The sequence below is a fragment of the Blastomonas sp. genome (assembly GCF_046294995.1).
In the GTDB taxonomy this organism is placed as follows: domain Bacteria; phylum Pseudomonadota; class Alphaproteobacteria; order Sphingomonadales; family Sphingomonadaceae; genus Blastomonas.
Map to the genome: position 1 here is coordinate 84,826 of NZ_JBKBOG010000003.1, position 17,580 is coordinate 102,405.

Consider the following 17,580-nt stretch of genomic DNA (forward strand, 5'->3'; position numbering starts at 1 on the left):
TTACCCTGTCTGGTTCATGGCCGCTGAGTTGATCAAATGCGCGGCGCGTTCGATTTCGTCAACCGTGGTGTAGCGCCCAAAGCCAAGCCGGATCGACGAACGGACCTTGTCAGACGGCAGGCCCAGCGCGGTGAGCACATGGCTGGGCCGCCCGGATCCGCTGGCACAGGCCGAGCCTGCTGAAAACGCCACGCCGCGCACATCGGAAAGAAGCCGCGACACATCGAGCCTTGGGCAGTGCAGATTGAGGTTGCCTGGATAGCGATGCTCGAGCGATCCGTTGACCTGCCAGTCGGCAAAGTGCCGCAGCGCCGTTTGCTGGAGCATCGCAACATGCGCGGCGTCGTCCTGGTGACGCGACCCGGCGACCCTGGCGGCAGCTCCGAAGCCCGCGCACAAGGCAGGCGACAGCGTGCCCGATCGCAGCCCCTGCTCCTGCCCGCCGCCATGGATCAGCGGCTCGATCGCAACGCCTTCGCGCACCCACAAGGCGCCGATACCCTTGGGCCCATGGATCTTGTGCGCGCTGATCGCGATCATGTCGGCAGCATGCGGCAGCGGCACGCGGCCATAGCCCTGCACGGCATCGCACAGGAACAAAGCGCCTGCCGCGTGGGCGAGGTCTGCGAGCGCATCGACCGGCTGGATCACCCCGATCTCGTTGTTGACCAGCATCGCAGCGACGATCGCGGTGTCGCCACTGATGGCGCCGCGCGCCTGGTCCAGATCGACAAGACCATCGCTGCCTACCGGGAGGATGTGCAGGTCATGGCCGTGAGACTCAAGCCACACACATGTATCGATCACGGCGGCATGTTCGGTCGCGATGGTGACGATCTTGCGACGCGGAGCCTGCCCCGCCAGTACCCCGCGCAACCCCAGGTTCAGCGCTTCGGTGGCGCCGCTGGTAAAGACGATGCGTCCGCCTGGTGGCATCAGCGCCGCGATCTGGTCGCGCGCGACCTCGACCGCCGCCGCTGCCTTGCGTCCGGCGCTGTGCGCGCTGTGCGGATTGGCCCAGCCGGTGTTGCTCGCAGGATCGCCCAGCCACGGCTGCATCGCCGCCAGCGCTTCGGGGGCGAGCGGCGTGGTCGCCTGATAATCGAGGTAGATCGGCGCGGGGATGGCCATCAGGACCGCGTCCGTTCGGCCATCGCGCGCCACAGTTCGATAAAGCGATAGACGTGCGCGCGGGTGGTCGAGGGGCCGAAGCTTACCCGCACCACTTCTCCTGCGGCCTTTTCGTCCCAGCCCATCGCGGTGAGCACCGCACTGGTCTTGAGCGTGCCCGATGAACAGGCACTTCCGGCGGACACCGAAACGCCTGCCAGATCGAACTGGATCAGCTGCGCATTGGCCTGCACGCCGGGCATCCGGTAGCTGCCGATCGTCGGAATGCGCGGCGCGGCGTGGGCGACGACCTCGCCGCCAGCCGCCCGGATGGCGCTTTCGAGCTGGTGGCGCAGATCGGCCGCGCGGTCGATCCAGTTACGCGACACCGACAGCGCGGCGGCAAAGCCCAGCGCGGCAGGCACGTTTTCGGTCCCGCTGCGATAGCCCTTTTCCTGCCCGCCCGAAGGATTGAGCACGCCGGGATCGCGCAGCAGCAATGCGCCGATGCCCGGCGGTCCACCCAATTTGTGCGCGGACACGACGATCAGGTCGGCATCGGGCAGCGGCAGCTTGCCGGCGCTCTGCGAACAATCGCACAGCACCAGCGCCTTGCCTGCATGCGCCATGGCAACCACCGCAGCGATGTCCTGTTTGACGCCGGTTTCGCTGTTGACCGATTGCACCACCACCAGCGGCCGCCTGGTCCCGGTATCGAGCGCGCGCTGCAGGCTTGGCAGCACCAGCTGCCCATCAAGATCGACCGCAAGCCGCAGCACCGCCTTCGTTTCCGGGGCCCGCTCGGCGATCCGCTGGACGGCATCGTGCTCGGTCGGAGAGATGATCCAGCTGTCGGTCTTGCTCGCCGTCATCGCCAGCGCGATCGCCTCGCTCGCGCCGCTGGTGAGGATGATCTCACCGTCCCAGGCCAGCGCGTCGCTGATCTGCCGGCGCGCACCTTCGAGCGCAGCCCGCGCAGCTCGGCCATCGGCATGCGGAGAGGACGGGTTGGCCCAGAGCTCCAACGCCCCGGCCATGGCCGCGCGCGCTTCCGGCAGCACCGGCGTGGTCGCCGCATGATCAAGATAGATGCGCGGATCGGCCATGTTCAAAGTCAGCCTGGGCTTGAAATGCAACGGTTCATCGCGCCCATCTAGCCGCAGCCTGCCGCATTGCCACGCATTTTGTTGCTTTTTGGGGGTCGGATTGCGTATAGGCGCTCTTCCCTGGCGCTCCGCCAGACGCAGCGGGCAGCATGGCCGCTGCGATTTACAGTTTTCCGAAAGTCCCGCAAAACATGCCAGCCGTCATCTTTCCCGGCCCCGAAGGCCGTCTCGAAGGGCGCTTCAGCCCTGCCCCCCGTCCCCGCGCACCGGTTGCCATGATCCTGCATCCGCACCCGCAGGGCGGCGGCACGATGAACGACCGGATCACGCAAGCGCTGTACAAGACCTTCGTGCGTCGCGGATTTGCGACCCTGCGCTTCAACTTCCGCGGTGTCGGCCGCAGCCAGGGCACGTTCGACAACGGCATCGGCGAGCTCTCCGATGCCGCCGCCGCGCTCGACTGGGTGCAGAGCTTCCACCCCGAGGCGCAGACCACCTGGGTCGCAGGCTTCAGCTTCGGCGCGCTGATCGGCATGCAGCTGCTGATGCGCCGTCCGGAAATCCGCGGTTTCATCTCGGTCGCGCCGCCTGCCAACATGTACGATTTCAGCTTCCTCGCTCCCTGCCCCGCTTCTGGCATCATCGTGCAGGGTGCCGCCGACACGGTCGTAGCACCCGGTGCCGTGCAGAAGCTGGTCGACAAGTTGCGCACGCAAAAGCACATCACCATTCACCACGACGAGATCGGCCGCGCCAACCACTTCTTCGAGCACGAGCTCGACGATCTGATGCACTCGGTCGACAACTATCTCGACATGCGCCTCGCGCCGGATTCGCCGATTCGCTGAACTGTCTGCAGGCCGGTGACGCTGCTTGGTCGAACGACCATCGCATCGCTGGCCTGCATCGGCTATAAAGCTCGCTTGCCCGAAGGCGAGTTTCCCATGGCACAGACCTCCTTTCACCTCCCGATAATCGCTTTCTTGGGCCTGACGCTGCTCGCCCCGGTGGCAGCCTTTGCGCAGGATGCTAACCAGGACTCCGACGATGCGACGATCGAGGTGATCGGTCGGCGGCAAAGCGAGGAACAGGCGCGCAAGGAGGCGAACGACTTCGTCAGGGGCACAGGCGTTGCCAATGGCGAGAATCCGGTGGCGCGGTGGACCGCGCCGGTGTGTCCGGCGGTGCTGGGCATCCACCCGGAATATGCCGCGATCGTCGAGCGCAAGATACGTTCGATCGCGCAAACCGCCGAGATCGCGTTGGCGCCGCTGCCGTGCAAGACCAACATCGTGGTCAGCTTCACCACCAATGCCAGCGCCGTCATCCAGCGCGTCGCCAAGAAATCCCCGAAGCGGATCGCCGAGGTGCCGATGCCCGATCGCGCAGCATTGCTCAAGGGCAGCGCGCCGATCCGCTGGTGGTACACGACGCAAGTCACCGGGACCGACGGCATGTCGACTATCGGCGATGCACCGCTTGCAAGCGCGGGAACTGCAGAAGGCGGCGGCTCGCCGCTGGCGCTCGGGGCGCAATCGATCCAGGCCTATAGCTCAAGCATCATCCGCACCCAGGCAGTCCGCGCACTGCGCAGCGCAACCGTTGTGATCGACATCACCCTATCGGAAGGCGTGCCGCTCGATGCCGTCGCCGCCTATTCCGCGATGGTCGCCTTTGCCGAGGTCAAGCCCAGCCAGAGCCCGCCGCCAAACTCGATCCTCAGCCTGTTCGGCCAATCGGACAAACCGGGGTCCGCAACCGATTGGGACATCAGCTTCCTCAAGGCGCTCTACAGCATCCCCGCCGCCCGCGCCGGATGGAAGCAGCGCCGGATGCTGGTCGGCAAGATCCTCAAGGACGCCGATGTCGCTGGGCAAGTGGATGACGACGATGATCTGACCGAGGGATTGATGGACCCGAAGTAAAATCCCTATTCTGAGAGCATCGTATCAAGACAAGCTGGCAATCCGGGCAATTTGATCACGATCTTGTTTAGTGATCGATTATGTGAGACTTTCCGATTCAGCTGTCCTGGCAATCGGAGGCTCGGCAATGGCGACATTACGTAACTGCCTGATTTTGGCGATGTCCGTACTTTTGGCGAACACTGCGAGCGCCGAGCAGTTTGAGTCGTCCGACCCGCAAGACAAGAAATCCACCATCAGGGTGATCGGGCGCCAGATCACCGAAGCCGAACGGCGCAAACAGGCGAATGACTTCGTCCGCAGCACGGGCGTCGCCAATGGCTCCGATCCCGTCGCCAGATGGATCGAACCGGTCTGCCCCAAGGTTGTGGGGATCAAGCCCGAATACGCCGCGATCGTAGAAAGCAGGATGCGCGAGATCGCGGATCTTTCTGGCATACAGACGGACAGGCTCGACTGCAAAGCCAACATCGTGGTGAGCTTCACCACCGATGCGGCTGCCGTCATGCGGAACATTTCGACCAAATCGCCCAGCCGCCTTGCCGAACTCCCGCCGCATGAGCGCAGCACGCTGGTGAACGGCAACGCACCGGTTCGCTGGTGGTACAATGTCCGGTCGCAGGGCGCGGACGGGATGGCGGTGGCCAACTCGGATTCGCTTCTGGCAAGCGCCGATGCGACCGACGGGAGGACGTTCAATGGCGGTATTGGCGCCGAATCCGCGATCGGCAACGGCACCCAGACGGTTCAGGCGTATCGATCGACGTTGATTGGCACGCTGGAGGTGCGCGCGCTGTTCAGGGCGAACGTCGTGATCGATGTCAAACTGGCCGAAGGCGTCCCGCTCGATGCGGTCGCAACCTACGCCGCGATGGTCGCCTTTGCAGAAACCTCGCCGCCCACCCGGCCGATGCCCAACTCGATCCTGGGACTGTTCGACCAGGGCGCCAGGGTGACCGATCCGACCGACTGGGACATTGCGCTGCTGCGGACGCTGTACAGCATTCCGCATGATCGCGCCGGATGGAAACAGCGCAGGCTGCTGGTCGGGGCGATCGTCGATGCCTCGGCACCCGCCGAAAGCATCGACTGATCGCGGACCGCTAAAATCAGCCGACCTTTACCGTCTGCTCGATCGCGCCGAATATGGTGTGTTCGCGGTCATCGTGGACGTCAATGCGGACGACATCGCCGTGCTTGAGGAACGGCGTCTTCATTTCGCCCGAGGTGATCTTCTCGACCATCCGGACTTCGGCAAGACAGCTGTAGCCCAGGCCACCGTCGGCGACCGGGCGACCGGGGCCGCCATCGGCATCGCGGTTCGATACCGTGCCCGAACCGATGATCGAACCGGCGCGGACGCGGCGGGTCTTGGCGAGGTGTGCGATCAGAACGCCGAAGTCGAAGGTGCAATCATCGGACGCGACCGCGCGGCCGAACGGCTTGCCGTTGAGATCGACCATCAAGGTGCGGTGCAGCTTGCCATCTTGCCAGTAACCGCCCAGCGCGTCAGGCGTGACGAACACCGGCGAAAACGCGCTCGCGGGCTTGGATTGGACGAAACCAAAGCCCTTGGCGAGCTCATCGGGAATCAGGTTGCGCAGCGACACATCGTTGACCAGCCCGACCAGCCGGATGTACCCGCGCGCGTCCTCAGGCGTCACGCCCTGCGGAACATCGCCGGTGACGACGACGATCTCGGCTTCCAGATCGCAGCCCCAGGCCTCGTCCTTGAGCAGGATATCGTCGCGCGCGCCCATAAGGTCGTCCGAGCCGCCCTGATACATCAGCGGATCGGTCCAGAAGCTTTCGGGCAGTTCGGCGCCGCGCGCTTTGCGCACGAGTTCGACGTGGTTCACATAGGCCGAGCCATCGGCCCATTGAAAAGCGCGCGGCAAGGGTGCTGCGGCATCGTGTTCGTGGAAGCGCTCGCGCGGGATGGCGGCGTGCTCGAGGTCGCGCGACAGCACTTCGAGATAGGGCGCCATGCGGTCCCAGTCATCGAGCGCCGCCTGCAGCGTGGGGACCAGATGGCTGGCATCTGCGTACCAGGCCAGATCGTTCGAGACGACGACCAGACGGCCGTCGCGGCCGTTTTTGAGGGATGCGAGCTTCATGCGAGGAGGCTTCCTTTCGTGAATGCGGGGACCGGCAGAGTGCGCCTGTTCGTGTTGCGCAGCATAGTATCATTTGAAACCGTAAAACAAGGCGCTTTCGGCCCCGTCAATCTGCTGCCAGCGAATCGGCCTGGTTCAGCAACTTGCCGAGCAGCGCGGAAAACTGTGCCTGTTCGTGCGGCGCGAGTACCTGGATGACCTGAGCCTCCATCTGCAGTGCCAACGGCATGATCTCGGCGTAGAGCGCCTTGCCATCCGCCGTCAGCGCCAGATGATGCGACCGGCCATCGCTCATGTTCGGCGCGCGCTGGATCAGTGCGCGCTCGCCCAGCGCCTTGGTGGCGCGATTGACCGCGACCTTGTCCATCCGGGTCGCGGCGACGAGTTCGCGCTGGGTCGCCTCGCCGACATCGCCCAGCACCGCCATCACCCGCCATTCGGCGATCTTCAGCCCGAAGCGGCTGCGATATTCCCGCGCGATCAGATCGCTGATCGCATTCGAGGTGATCGAGATGCGATATGGCATGAAATCGGCGAGACGGGTCACGGTATCGGTCATTGTTCGGGCAACGCTATTCAATGTCCAGTTTCACGCCAAGCCAAATCGTCCGCGGGGCACCGCGCTCGACGATCCCGGGCCCGCTGATCGCCGCCTGGATGGTGGCATCGAACAGGTTTTCGCCGCGCAGTTCGACCAGCAGGTTGCGGTTGATCCGCAGCGCCGCGCGCGCATCGAGCGTGAGCGCATCGTCAAGCCTGAGCAGCCCCAGGTCATCCTCGAACTGCGAGCCGACATAGCGCGCGCTCAGGTTGACGCCGCTGTCGCCGCCTTGCGGAAACCAGCCGATCGAGCCGGTGGCAAAGTGGCGCGGCACCTGGGCGGGGCGCAGGCCATCGATCGCGGCCTGCCCCGCACCGGCGCTCACCTGCGCATCGACGAAGCTATACGCTGCCGCCAGATTGAAACTGCCGATATCGGCACGCGCTTCCAGTTCGATGCCCTTGGCCTCGACGGCGTCGAGGTTCTGCCGCTGGTTGAAGCTGCCCGCCGCCGAGACGAAGCCAACGCCGGGAAAGGTGCCGGGGCCGCGCGCCAGCGTGACGTTGGCAATCGCGTTGTCGAGCTTGTTCCAGAAGACTGTCGCGCCGAGTTGCAGCGTGAAGATTTCATACCCCAGGCCAAGTTCAATACCCTGCAGCCGCTCGGGTGAGAGGGCAGCGTTGGCGGCAGTGGCATCCGCTCCGACCCGGAAGGGCCGGTAGAGTTCGTTGAGCGTCGTCAACCGCCATCCGAGATACCCTGCCCCGCGAACCGTGAGCAACGACGCGGCATCCCAGGCAAAGCCCAGCCGCCCGGTCCCTTCCCAGCCATCGCGATCGGCAAAATCGGTGGTGGTGACAGGTGCGCCGCTGGCCAGCACGGTTTCGCGCAGCTGCCCGTCGGTCAGCGTCCAGTGATCGATCCGGCCGCCACCGGTGAGCAGCAGATCGGGTGACGCCTGCCAGCTGGCCTCGACGAAGGCGCCGAAAATATCGCTAGCCCCGCCTGCGCGCCGCAACCGGGTCGGGCTTCCAGCGACATAGGTGAAAAGCTCGCGGGTTTCGCCCGTGGTGCGCCGCCATTCGCCGCCGAGCCGCAACTGCGCGCCCTCACCCAGCGACGGGCGGACTTCTACCCGCGCGCCGAGACCGGTGGACGGCACGTTGAACTGGTCGAGCGTCTGGGTTGCGGTGGCCCTGTCCGCGCTGATCGCGGCGAAGCTGCTGGCGAAGCTGCGCATCTGCACATAGGCGAGCGCGGACCAGGGCAGCGTACCCCGCCCGACGAGCCGCAGGCTGGCATCGGCGCCATCGTTGCTGTTGTCACTGAACGCGAAGCCGCGCTCGCGCTGGTCGGTGAACGCGCGCGCACTCGCCTGCAACTCGGTGTCGGCGCTGATCGGCGCGACGAACCGCAAATAGACGCTCGCCTGCTCATAGGGTGCCGCCCGGTCCACTGCGCCGCGCTGCCGTTTGATGGTGGGGATGAAGCCATCGCCGCGCGCATATTGCGCCGACATCGAGAGACCACCGGCCCCCAGCGCCTGCGTCGTGCCGACGCTGGCCTCGAGCGAATTGCGGCTGCCATAGGCCAGGTCGCCGTAGAGATTGGACTGATCCGGGCGGATACCGGAGCTTTCCAGTTCGATCGTGCCTGCAAGCGCGCCTGGGCCATCGCTGCCGGTCCCGCCCCCGCGCCGGACCCGGATCGCGGACAGGTTGATCGCGTCGTATCCGGGAAAGCTGATCCAGCCGCCGAACGGATCGCTCTGCGGCACCCCGTCGAGCACCAGCAGCGCCCGGCTCGAGGCATTGCCGCCCAGCCCGCGCAGCGTCACGCCCTGGCTGGTGGGATTGGCGCTGCGCGCATCGGACCTGCGAAACTGCTGCAGCCCCGGCACCAGCCGCAGCGCGTTTTCGAGCCGCTGGCTGGGTTCGTTGGCGAGCATGTCCGGCGTGATGCTGGTGACGCTGTAGGCGCGGTCACCCAGCGGCACATCGAGCGGCTTGCCGACGACGGTGATCGGCGCATCGGCCCAGGTGATTGTCTCCGGCTCGGACGGCTGCTCCTGAGCAGTGGCCGGCGTTGCCGCGAGCGCTACAGCCAATCCGAAGGTCAGGCGCAAGCCGTTCTCCGGCGAAAGCCGGAGTCCAGGGCGGCCTTGCACAATTTCGCTACTGGATTCCGGCTTTCGCCGGAAAACGGATTGGTTGTGTCGCCCTGCGATCCTCATGCCGGTTTCACCGCATCGGGATGCGCGGCGGCAAAGGCCGGGATCGCCCGCAGCTGCGCATCGATCCGCACCAGCTTGGGATAGGGAGCGAGATCGAGATCGAACCGGCGTGCATTGGCCATTTGCGGGACGAGGCACACATCGACGAGGTCGGGCTGATCGCCGCCGAACAGACCGGTTTCGGGGGCGAGTTGCTCCAGCGCGGCATAGCCTTCGGCGATCCAGTGGCGATACCATTGGTCGACCGCGGCCTGATCCTGCCCCATCTCGGCCTTGAGATATTTCAGCATCCGCAGGTTGTTGACCGGGTGGATGTCCGCAATGATGATCATCGCCCGCGAAAGCGTGGCGGCACGCGCCGCAGGATCCGCCGGGATCAGCTGCGGGTCGGGCCGTGTCGCGTCGAGATAGTCGATGATCGCCAGCGACTGGGTCAGGTCATGACCGTCTATCTGCAGCATCGGCACCAGCCCCTGCGGGTTGCGCGCGACATAATCGGAGGCCTTCTGCTGGCCGGTCACCAGGTCGGTCGCAACCGCGCGATAGGCAACGCCCTTGAGATTGAGCGCGATACGCACCCGGTAACTGGCCGACGAACGCCAGTAATCGAACAGGATGGTCTCAGACATTATGCGCTCCGTGTGATCTTGCCGGGCCAGCGGGGCTGCCGGGCCGCGCACCATATGTAGCGAACGCCGCGATGCAAGGCTTGTTTCCCGTTCGCCGCCCGGTATGGCTTGTCGCCATGCCCGCAATGCCCACCCCTGTGCTGCCAACCCCTGTGTTGCCAACCCCTGTGCTGCCCACACTAGTGCTATTCGCCAAGTTTCCCGTTCCGGGCTATGCCAAGACGCGGCTGATCCCCGCGGTCGGAGCGCAAGGCGCAGCAAAAGTGCACCGCCATCTGACCGAACGCACCGTCGCCACGCTGCTGGCATCGGGCGCGCCGGTCGAGGTTCGCTATGCCGGGGCGAGCGAGCAGGATTTCCGAGACTGGCTGGGCGAGGCGGTTGCTCTGGCCCGGCAGGTCGAAGGCGGGCTTTCCGAGCGATTGATCGATGCGGGGCGCACTGCGCCGCACATTTTCTTTGGAGCGGACACCCCGGAGCTCACCACCGAAATCATCAATGACGCCATCACTGCATTGGCGTCGCACGATGTGGTGATCGGGCCTGCCGAGGATGGCGGCTATTATATGATCGGGATGGCGACCGCGCAGCCCGCTCTGCTGACCGACATGCCGTGGAGCACTCCTGCCGTCTTCGCGGAAACGATCCGCCGGAGCGAGGGACTTGGGCTCTCGGTGGCGGTACTGCTCATGCTGTCCGACTGCGACACGCCCTCCGATCTTGCACGCTGGCCCGATCTGGCGACGCTTGCATGACCACCGTGACGCTGATGGTCCCTGCGCTCAACGAGGCTAAAGCCTTGCCCGCGACCATCGCCAACGTCGCCGCGATGGACCCGCAACCGGACGAGATATTGCTGATCGACGGCGGCAGCGAGGACGAGACTGTCGCTTTGGCAACGGCTGCAGGATGGCGGGCGCTGGTATCGCCGCAACGCGGACGCGGGCCGCAGATCAATTTCGGGGTCGAGCAGGCGCAAAGCGATCTGGTCTGCATTCTGCACGCCGACAGCCTGCTTCCGCCCGACGCGATCGCGCATATCCGCGCGGTGCTTGCAGATCGGCGGATTTCGCTCGCGACGTTTCTGCCGATCATCCGCGGTGAAAAATTGCGGTGGTTCACCACCGCGCACAATTGGTGGAAGACCTATTACCCGCTGGTCACGCATCCGCATTTGTTCGTGCGCGGGGTGCGGCTGTTGTTTGGCGATCACGCGATGTTCTTCCGCCGCGCCGACTTTCTGCGCATCGGTGGGATCCCCGCCGATGCCACGATCATGGAGGAAGCCGATCTTTGCATAGGCTTTGCGCGGATCGGGAAGTTGAAGATGACACGCAAGCCGGTGATCACCTCCGACCGCCGGATCGCTGCCTGGGGCCCGCTCAAGGCCAACTACATCTATCTCAAGGTCGGCCTCGCATGGACCTTCGGGATGCGCCACCGACTGAAAGATATGTACCCCGATGTCCGCTAGGACCAGCGAATCGCCACCAAATCGGGGGGAATATCCATTTCGCACTTGCAATATAATGGGTTTGGGTGCAGTCTGCCCTTGAAGACAAAAACTCCTTCTGGGGAATCACTATGAAAATGTTCAAAGCTGCAATGGCCGCGATCGCACTGACCACGATGGTCGGCGCTCCGGTTTTGGCACAGGCCGTATCGTCTGTTGCCCGTACCTCCGCTGTTTCGAGCGAAGACAGCGAAGCTGAAGGCAGCACCGGTATCATCATCGGTGTCGTCGCTGCAGCTGCTGTCGTCGGCGGCATCATCCTCATCGCTGATGATGATGAACCCAACAGCCCCTGATTTGATCAGGCGCAACGCATACGGAAAGGGCGGCCAATCGGTCGCCCTTTTTGTTTGTGCGCTCGCGACGCCGGCGGGGCAGCCGCCCGCAACCTGACGACGGCTGCTACAGACGCGCCCCGGCCGCCGCGCCAGCCCAACCTGCCGGCCAATGTGGCTTGCTTACGGCTTTTTTAACTCCATAGGACTTAGGACAGGGGCTTACTGGCCCCGGGCTCTCGCCGTGCGGGGTCGCCTATCTCCGGGGATTGACCATGCTGTCCGACAAGAAGCCTGAAGTTTGTGTCGTCGGGCTCGGCTATATCGGCCTGCCCACCGCCGCGATCATCGCCCGATCGGGCTGCCGGGTGCTCGGCGTCGATGTGTCCGAGCACGTCGTCAACACCATCGCCGAGGGCCGGATCCATATCGAGGAGGTCGATCTCGATGGTCTGGTGCAGGGCGTGGTGTCGCGCGGCATGCTGCGAACCTCGCTGACCGTCGAGCCTTCGGACGTGTTCGTGATCGCGGTCCCCACCCCTTTCGATGACAACCATGCGCCCGATATCAGCTATGTGCTGAAGGCCGCGAGCAGCATCGCCGCCGTGATCAAGCCTGGCGATTGCATCATCCTGGAATCCACCTCGCCGGTCGGCACGACCGAGGAAATGCGCGACATGATCGCCAAGCTGCGGCCTGATCTCAAGGTTCCCGGCATCACCACCGACATTCCCGATATCGCGATCGCTTATTGCCCCGAGCGCGTGCTCCCCGGCCGCATTCTGGAGGAACTCACCAACAACGACCGCTCGATCGGCGGCATCACCCCGCGCTGCGCGCGCAAGGCGCTGACCTTCTACCGCCGCTTCGTGCGCGGCGAGTGTATCACCACCGACGCGCGCTCGGCGGAAATGACCAAGCTGGTCGAGAACGCCTATCGCGACGTCAACATCGCCTTTGCCAACGAGCTTTCGATCGTCGCCGACCGCATGGGGCTGGACGTTTGGGAGGTGATCCGCCTCGCCAACCGTCACCCGCGCGTCAACATTCTCCAGCCCGGGCCGGGCGTCGGCGGACACTGCATCGCGGTCGACCCGTGGTTCATCATCCACGGCGCGCCCGACGACACCCCGCTGATCCGCACCGCACGCTGGGTCAACGATGGCAAGATCGGCCATGTGCTAGGCAAGGCCGGCGACATGATCGAAGCCAACCCCACCGCGCGCGTTGCTTGTCTGGGCCTCGCCTTCAAGGCCAACATCGACGACTTCCGCGAAAGCCCGGCCAACAAGGTCGCGCTGGCGCTGGCACAGAAATATGGCGAGCGCATCGCGATCGTCGAGCCTTATGCGCAGGCGCTGCCGCCCGCTTATGACGGCCTTGGCGCAAGCCTGATCGATGTCGACGATGCGATCGAGACCTGTGACATGTTCATCGTGCTGGTCGATCACGACGTGTTCAAGTCGATCCCGCTCGCCGAACGCGTAGGCAAGATCGTCTACGACACCCGCGGCATCTGGTCCGACCAGCCTGCCCATCCCGAACGCCCGGCTGGCCATTTGCGCCTGGCCGGCTGATCGGGCAGGTACGACAGCATGAAAGTCCTTGTCACCGGAGCTGCCGGATTCATCGGCCACGCCCTCACGCGCGCACTGATGGCGCGCGGCGATCAGGTTATCGGTATCGATAATCTGAACCCCTATTACGACCCCGCGCTCAAGCACGCCCGGCTCGCCGATCTGGAAGAGGTGACCACGGGCCGCCTCGAGTTCCTGCCGCTCGACTTTGCCGACTATCCCGCGCTGGTTGCCGCGCTGGAGGGCCGTACGTTCGATGCAATCGTCCATCTGGGCGCGCAGGCGGGCGTGCGCTACAGCATCGACAACCCGCACGCCTATGTGCAGTCGAATCTGGTCGGTCATCTCAACATTCTGGAGCTCGCCCGCGCACGCGGCACCGGGCATTGCGTCTATGCCTCGTCCTCGTCGGTCTATGGCAATTCGTCCAAGAGCCCGTTCAGTGTCGATGCCCGCGTCGATCATCCCGTCTCGCTCTATGCCGCCACCAAGAAGGCGGACGAGCTGATGAGCGAAACCTATGCGCATCTCTATCGGCTGCCGATGACGGGGCTGCGCTTCTTCACCGTTTATGGCCCATGGGGCCGTCCGGACATGGCGCTGTGGAAGTTCACCCGGGCAATCCTCCAGGACCAGCCGATCGACGTGTACAACCATGGCGATATGCGCCGCGACTTTACCTACATCGACGACATCGTCGCAGGCGTGATCGCGGTGCTCGACCATCCGCCCGCTGATGACGGCGCTGCCAAGCCTGGAGGCAGCGTCTCACCCCATTCGGTCTACAATATCGGCAACAACCAGCCCGAGCCGCTGGGCCGGATGATCGACGTTGTCGAAGCCGCATGCGGCAAGCCCGCGATCCGCAACCTGCTGCCGATGCAGCCCGGCGATGTGCATGAAACCTATGCCGATATCAGCGCGATCCACGCCGATCTGGGCTATGCGCCCACCACCTCGATCGACACCGGCATCCCGCGCTTCGTCGACTGGTACCGCGCCTATCACCAGCTCTGACTTGCGTGCCGGATAGCGGCATCGTACCTGTACCGCTCAGCGGACCGATCGCGCCGCACGGAGAAACACGACATGCTCATCATCGAAGGCTGGCTCCACTTTGCGCCGGGCGAAATCGAAAAGTTCGCCGAGGCGGCGCGCATCATGGTCGAGGCGACGCATCAGGAAGACGGCTGCCTGCATTACAGCTTTGCGCGCGACATGAACGATCCCGATATCCTGCGCATTGCCGAACGCTGGACCGACGAGGCGGCGCTCGATGCGCATCTGACGTCGCCGCACATGGCGGCGTTCGGCGCCGGGCTCGCCCAGGTCGAGCGCATCGGCGCCGACATCCGCCTGTACAACGGCGATGAAGTCCGGCGCATCATGTAGGGGTTGCAGCGCTCGGGCGTCTCCACCATATCCCGCGCCATGAGCAGACAAGACAGCAGCATGCCGACCTGGCATGGCACCACCATCATCGGCATCCGCAAGAACGGCAAGGCGGTCATCGCGGGCGATGGCCAGGTATCGATGGGCCAGACCATCATGAAACCCAACGCGCGCAAGGTGCGCCGCCTGGGCGACGGATCGGTGATCGGCGGATTTGCAGGCGCTACGGCCGATGCCTTCACGCTGTTCGAGCGGCTCGAGGGCAAGCTCGAGCGCCATTCGGGGCAGTTGATGCGCGCTGCGGTCGAACTTGCCAAGGACTGGCGCACCGACAAGTATCTGCGCAACCTGGAAGCGATGATGATCGTCGCCGACAAGGATGTGACGCTGATCCTGACCGGCAATGGCGACGTGCTTGAGCCCGTCGATGGCGTCGCGGCAATCGGATCGGGCGGCAATTTCGCACTCGCCGCTGCGCGCGCTCTGCTCGAGTACGAGCAGGACGCCGAGACGATCGCGCGCAAGGCGATGAAGATCGCAGCCGACGTATGCGTTTACACCAACGACCAGCTGACCATCGAAACCCTCGACACGTCGGCCTGACCTTTTATGGTCGGCGCCATGACACTTGCACTGGATCGACGCGCGCTTGTTTCGGGCGGAGCGGCGCTGGCGTTGAGCGGGTGCACCACCGTGCAATCACGCTCGGTGGCGCAGCTGGTGGCGCCTGCGACCCGCTGCCTTCCGCGCGTTCAGGTCGACCCGTCGCGCGTCATTCGCACCGTCGCGGGATTGCGTCCCTATCGGCCCTCGGGCTTTGTCGTCCGCGCCGATAAGCTCGGGGATTCGCTGCTGGTGCACAATTACGGCCATGGCGGCGGCGGCATCTCGCTGAGCTGGGGCAGTTCGCGGCTGGCGACGGCGCTTGGCCTGCCCGGCCACTCGGGTCCGGTCGCGGTGATCGGATCGGGAATCATGGGGCTCACCACGGCGCGCCTGGTGCAGGAAGCCGGGTACCCCGTCACCATCTACACCGAGACACTTCCTCCCGGCACCACCTCGAACATTGCCGGCGGGCAGATTTACCCGGCAAGCCATTTCGACGAAAACATGGTGACCCCGCAGTGGCGCGAACAGGCCGCAGCCGCAGCTGATTACAGCCGGCGTCGGTTCCAGATCATGGTCGGCGACGACTATGGTGTCCGCTGGTTGCCGACCTATGACCAGACTCGAAGGGTCGGCCCGATCCCGCCAGACCTGAGGTTCCCCGGTCGCGACCGCCTTTCGGCTTCCGAGCACCCCTTCCCGCTCGACAATGTGGTGAAGTACGACACGATGTATGTCGAGACCGGGCGGTTTCTCGAGCGGCTGTTGAGCGATATCCGCGTTGCAGGTGGCGCAGTCCAGGTTCGCCGGTTCGATACGCCCGAGCAGATCGCCGCGCTGCCCGAAAGGCTGGTGTTCAATTGCACCGGGCTGGGCGCAGCCGCATTGTTCGGAGACAGCGAGCTTATCCCCGTGCGCGGCCAGCTTGCGGTGCTGATCCCCCAGCCCGAGGTGCAATACGCCTATTCGCTGAGCGCGGGGTACATGTTTCCCCGCGCCGACGGCATCCTGCTGGGCGGCACGTTCGAGCGCGGCGAATATCTGGCCGAGCCTCAGCCGCAGGATATTGCCGATATCGTCGAATCGCATCGCGCGCTGATGGCGGGCTGGCGCTGTGCTTGAAGCGGGTAGCCGCAACCCCCAAATTGACTTGAAACACTCTCCTAAAGAAGAACCCCGAATGACTGATATGCTTACCCCCAAGTCCATCGTCGCTGCGCTGGATGCGCACATCATCGGCCAGCAGGACGCCAAGCGCGCCGTGGCCGTGGCGCTGCGCAACCGCTGGCGCCGCCAGCGCCTGCCTGCCGAGCTGCGCGACGAGGTCACGCCCAAGAACATTCTGATGATTGGCCCCACGGGTTGCGGCAAGACCGAGATTTCGCGGCGTCTGGCCAAGCTCGCCGACGCGCCGTTCATCAAGATCGAGGCGACCAAGTTCACCGAGGTCGGCTATGTCGGGCGCGATGTCGATCAGATTGCGCGCGACCTGGTGGAAGATGCGGTGCGGCTGGAGAAGGAGCGCCGCCGCGAGAGCGTGCGCGAGGCGGCATCTGAAGCAGCGATGGAGCGACTGCTCAATGCGCTCGTCGGCGACAACGCCAGCGAGGCGACCCGGCAGAGCTTCCGCCAGCGGATCACCGACAACCACATGAACGACACCGAAGTCGAAATCGAGGTCGAATCCAGCCCCAATATGCCGATGGAGATCCCCGGAATGGGCGGCCAGGTCGGCATGATCAACCTGTCCGACATGATGGGCAAGGCGTTTGGCCAGAAGCGCACCAAGCCGCGCAAGATGCGGCTCGCTGATGCCTGGGACAAATTGATCGAGGAAGAGGCCGAAAAGCGGATGGACCAGGACGACGTCGCGCGCGTCGCGCTGGCCGACGCCGAGGCCAATGGCATCGTGTTCCTCGACGAGATCGACAAGATCGCGGTGTCCGATGTCCGCGGTGGATCGGTCAGCCGCGAAGGCGTGCAGCGCGATCTGCTGCCGCTGATCGAGGGCACGACCGTGGCCACCAAATATGGCCCGATGAAAACCGACCATGTGCTGTTCATCGCATCGGGTGCGTTCCACATCGCCAAACCCAGCGACATGCTGCCCGAACTGCAGGGCCGCCTGCCGATCCGGGTCGAGCTGAAAGCGCTGACCGAAGAGGATTTCTACCACATCCTCACCCAGACCAAGGCCAATCTGGCGCAGCAGTACACCGCTCTGCTGGGCACCGAGGAGCTGACGCTGAACTTTACCGAAGACGCGCTTCGCGAAGTGGCACGCATCGCTGCATCGGTGAACGAGAGCGTCGAGAACATCGGCGCCCGCCGTCTGCAGACCGTGATGGAAAAGCTGTTGGAAGAGATCAGCTTCGGCGCAGAGGAGCATCGCGGCGAGACGATCACCATCGATGCGGCCTATGTGCAGAAGCAGTTGACCGGGATCGCCAAGAATACGGACCTCAGCAAATACGTGCTCTAGGGTCCGTTGAAATTGTATACCGTTTGGTAAATTCTCCTTAACCATGGCGGTGTTAGCGCGGCCTCCCAAGGCAA

The 17,580-nt window shown here is 64.5% G+C and carries 18 protein-coding genes; 12 read left to right on the top strand and 6 right to left on the bottom strand.

The window, feature by feature from the left end; translation table 11 throughout:
* Complete coding sequence (locus ACK4R0_RS06265) at positions 1 to 1,131, bottom strand: cysteine desulfurase family protein (RefSeq protein WP_409671861.1); 1,131 nt, start codon at positions 1,129 to 1,131, stop codon at positions 1 to 3.
* Positions 1,131 to 2,216 carry a cysteine desulfurase family protein gene (locus ACK4R0_RS06270; RefSeq protein WP_409671864.1) on the bottom strand — a complete coding sequence of 362 codons (1,086 nt, stop codon included), beginning with the start codon at positions 2,214 to 2,216 and terminating at the stop codon, positions 1,131 to 1,133. The genes ACK4R0_RS06265 and ACK4R0_RS06270 overlap by 1 nt, the downstream gene beginning before the upstream one ends.
* A gap of 191 nt (positions 2,217 to 2,407) precedes the next feature.
* Between ACK4R0_RS06270 and ACK4R0_RS06275 the strand changes: the two genes are divergently transcribed.
* The 3 genes from ACK4R0_RS06275 (at position 2,408) to ACK4R0_RS06285 (ending at position 5,234) form a co-directional block, all read left to right on the top strand.
* Positions 2,408 to 3,064 (top strand): alpha/beta hydrolase, encoded by a 657-nt coding sequence (locus tag ACK4R0_RS06275; RefSeq protein WP_409671867.1) that lies wholly within the window; start codon positions 2,408 to 2,410, stop codon positions 3,062 to 3,064.
* 96 nt (positions 3,065 to 3,160) lie between these two features.
* Entirely contained in the window at positions 3,161 to 4,141 is a 981-nt protein-coding gene (locus ACK4R0_RS06280) for a hypothetical protein (RefSeq protein WP_409671869.1), read from the top strand.
* Between the two features lie 160 nt (positions 4,142 to 4,301).
* Positions 4,302 to 5,234 (top strand): hypothetical protein, encoded by a 933-nt coding sequence (locus tag ACK4R0_RS06285; protein ID WP_409671872.1) that lies wholly within the window; start codon positions 4,302 to 4,304, stop codon positions 5,232 to 5,234.
* Positions 5,235 to 5,250: 16 nt separating this feature from the next.
* On the opposite strand, the gene ACK4R0_RS06290 is transcribed toward ACK4R0_RS06285, so the two are convergent.
* The 4 genes from ACK4R0_RS06290 to maiA form a co-directional block, all read right to left on the bottom strand.
* Positions 5,251 to 6,258: a fumarylacetoacetate hydrolase family protein gene (locus ACK4R0_RS06290; protein WP_409671874.1), complete on the bottom strand. Its 1,008-nt coding sequence runs from the start codon at positions 6,256 to 6,258 to the stop codon at positions 5,251 to 5,253.
* Positions 6,259 to 6,364: 106 nt separating this feature from the next.
* Positions 6,365 to 6,817 carry a MarR family winged helix-turn-helix transcriptional regulator gene (locus ACK4R0_RS06295; protein WP_409671877.1) on the bottom strand — a complete coding sequence of 151 codons (453 nt, stop codon included), beginning with the start codon at positions 6,815 to 6,817 and terminating at the stop codon, positions 6,365 to 6,367.
* Positions 6,818 to 6,830: 13 nt separating this feature from the next.
* Positions 6,831 to 8,924, bottom strand: a complete 2,094-nt coding sequence (locus tag ACK4R0_RS06300) for a TonB-dependent receptor (RefSeq protein ID WP_409671880.1) — start codon at positions 8,922 to 8,924, stop codon at positions 6,831 to 6,833.
* A 104-nt stretch (positions 8,925 to 9,028) separates the two neighbouring features.
* Positions 9,029 to 9,661, bottom strand: coding sequence for a maleylacetoacetate isomerase (maiA, locus tag ACK4R0_RS06305; protein ID WP_409671883.1), 633 nt, complete (start codon positions 9,659 to 9,661; stop codon positions 9,029 to 9,031).
* Between the two features lie 167 nt (positions 9,662 to 9,828).
* Here maiA and ACK4R0_RS06310 point away from each other — a divergent pair, with 167 nt between their 5' ends.
* The 9 genes from ACK4R0_RS06310 to hslU all read left to right on the top strand — a co-directional run bounded on the left by ACK4R0_RS06310 (position 9,829) and on the right by hslU (position 17,506).
* On the top strand, positions 9,829 to 10,416 hold the full coding sequence (locus tag ACK4R0_RS06310; RefSeq protein WP_409671886.1) for a TIGR04282 family arsenosugar biosynthesis glycosyltransferase: 588 nt from the start codon (positions 9,829 to 9,831) through the stop codon (positions 10,414 to 10,416).
* Entirely contained in the window at positions 10,413 to 11,135 is a 723-nt protein-coding gene (locus ACK4R0_RS06315; protein ID WP_409671889.1) for a glycosyltransferase, read from the top strand. The genes ACK4R0_RS06310 and ACK4R0_RS06315 overlap by 4 nt, the downstream gene beginning before the upstream one ends.
* Positions 11,136 to 11,200: 65 nt before the next feature.
* A complete protein-coding gene (locus ACK4R0_RS06320; RefSeq protein ID WP_409671893.1) occupies positions 11,201 to 11,470 on the top strand; it encodes a hypothetical protein in 270 nt (89 codons plus the stop codon).
* A 254-nt stretch (positions 11,471 to 11,724) separates the two neighbouring features.
* Positions 11,725 to 13,026, top strand: coding sequence for a UDP-N-acetyl-D-mannosamine dehydrogenase (wecC, locus tag ACK4R0_RS06325; protein WP_409671896.1), 1,302 nt, complete (start codon positions 11,725 to 11,727; stop codon positions 13,024 to 13,026).
* An 18-nt stretch (positions 13,027 to 13,044) separates the two neighbouring features.
* The gene (locus tag ACK4R0_RS06330) at positions 13,045 to 14,043 is read left to right on the top strand and encodes an NAD-dependent epimerase/dehydratase family protein (RefSeq protein ID WP_409671899.1); all 999 of its coding nucleotides are present in this window, start codon (positions 13,045 to 13,047) and stop codon (positions 14,041 to 14,043) included.
* Between the two features lie 72 nt (positions 14,044 to 14,115).
* On the top strand, positions 14,116 to 14,418 hold the full coding sequence (locus ACK4R0_RS06335) for a putative quinol monooxygenase (protein WP_409671902.1): 303 nt from the start codon (positions 14,116 to 14,118) through the stop codon (positions 14,416 to 14,418).
* Between the two features lie 39 nt (positions 14,419 to 14,457).
* The gene (gene hslV, locus ACK4R0_RS06340) at positions 14,458 to 15,021 is read left to right on the top strand and encodes an ATP-dependent protease subunit HslV (protein WP_409671904.1); all 564 of its coding nucleotides are present in this window, start codon (positions 14,458 to 14,460) and stop codon (positions 15,019 to 15,021) included.
* An 18-nt stretch (positions 15,022 to 15,039) separates the two neighbouring features.
* Positions 15,040 to 16,146, top strand: coding sequence for an FAD-dependent oxidoreductase (locus ACK4R0_RS06345; RefSeq protein ID WP_409671906.1), 1,107 nt, complete (start codon positions 15,040 to 15,042; stop codon positions 16,144 to 16,146).
* A 58-nt stretch (positions 16,147 to 16,204) separates the two neighbouring features.
* A complete protein-coding gene (hslU, locus tag ACK4R0_RS06350) occupies positions 16,205 to 17,506 on the top strand; it encodes an ATP-dependent protease ATPase subunit HslU (protein WP_409671908.1) in 1,302 nt (433 codons plus the stop codon).
* The last annotated feature ends 74 nt before the right edge of the window (positions 17,507 to 17,580 follow it).

Coding starts and splice junctions, on each gene's coding strand:
- ACK4R0_RS06265 (WP_409671861.1), bottom strand. CDS start 1,131: ATGGCCATCCCCGCGCCGATCTACCTCGATTATCAGGCGACCACGCCG.
- ACK4R0_RS06270 (WP_409671864.1), bottom strand. CDS start 2,216: ATGGCCGATCCGCGCATCTATCTTGATCATGCGGCGACCACGCCGGTG.
- ACK4R0_RS06275 (WP_409671867.1), top strand. CDS start 2,408: ATGCCAGCCGTCATCTTTCCCGGCCCCGAAGGCCGTCTCGAAGGGCGC.
- ACK4R0_RS06280 (WP_409671869.1), top strand. CDS start 3,161: ATGGCACAGACCTCCTTTCACCTCCCGATAATCGCTTTCTTGGGCCTG.
- ACK4R0_RS06285 (WP_409671872.1), top strand. CDS start 4,302: ATGTCCGTACTTTTGGCGAACACTGCGAGCGCCGAGCAGTTTGAGTCG.
- ACK4R0_RS06290 (WP_409671874.1), bottom strand. CDS start 6,258: ATGAAGCTCGCATCCCTCAAAAACGGCCGCGACGGCCGTCTGGTCGTC.
- ACK4R0_RS06295 (WP_409671877.1), bottom strand. CDS start 6,817: ATGACCGATACCGTGACCCGTCTCGCCGATTTCATGCCATATCGCATC.
- maiA (WP_409671883.1), bottom strand. CDS start 9,661: ATGTCTGAGACCATCCTGTTCGATTACTGGCGTTCGTCGGCCAGTTAC.
- ACK4R0_RS06315 (WP_409671889.1), top strand. CDS start 10,413: ATGACCACCGTGACGCTGATGGTCCCTGCGCTCAACGAGGCTAAAGCC.
- wecC (WP_409671896.1), top strand. CDS start 11,725: ATGCTGTCCGACAAGAAGCCTGAAGTTTGTGTCGTCGGGCTCGGCTAT.
- ACK4R0_RS06330 (WP_409671899.1), top strand. CDS start 13,045: ATGAAAGTCCTTGTCACCGGAGCTGCCGGATTCATCGGCCACGCCCTC.
- ACK4R0_RS06335 (WP_409671902.1), top strand. CDS start 14,116: ATGCTCATCATCGAAGGCTGGCTCCACTTTGCGCCGGGCGAAATCGAA.
- hslV (WP_409671904.1), top strand. CDS start 14,458: ATGAGCAGACAAGACAGCAGCATGCCGACCTGGCATGGCACCACCATC.
- ACK4R0_RS06345 (WP_409671906.1), top strand. CDS start 15,040: ATGACACTTGCACTGGATCGACGCGCGCTTGTTTCGGGCGGAGCGGCG.
- hslU (WP_409671908.1), top strand. CDS start 16,205: ATGACTGATATGCTTACCCCCAAGTCCATCGTCGCTGCGCTGGATGCG.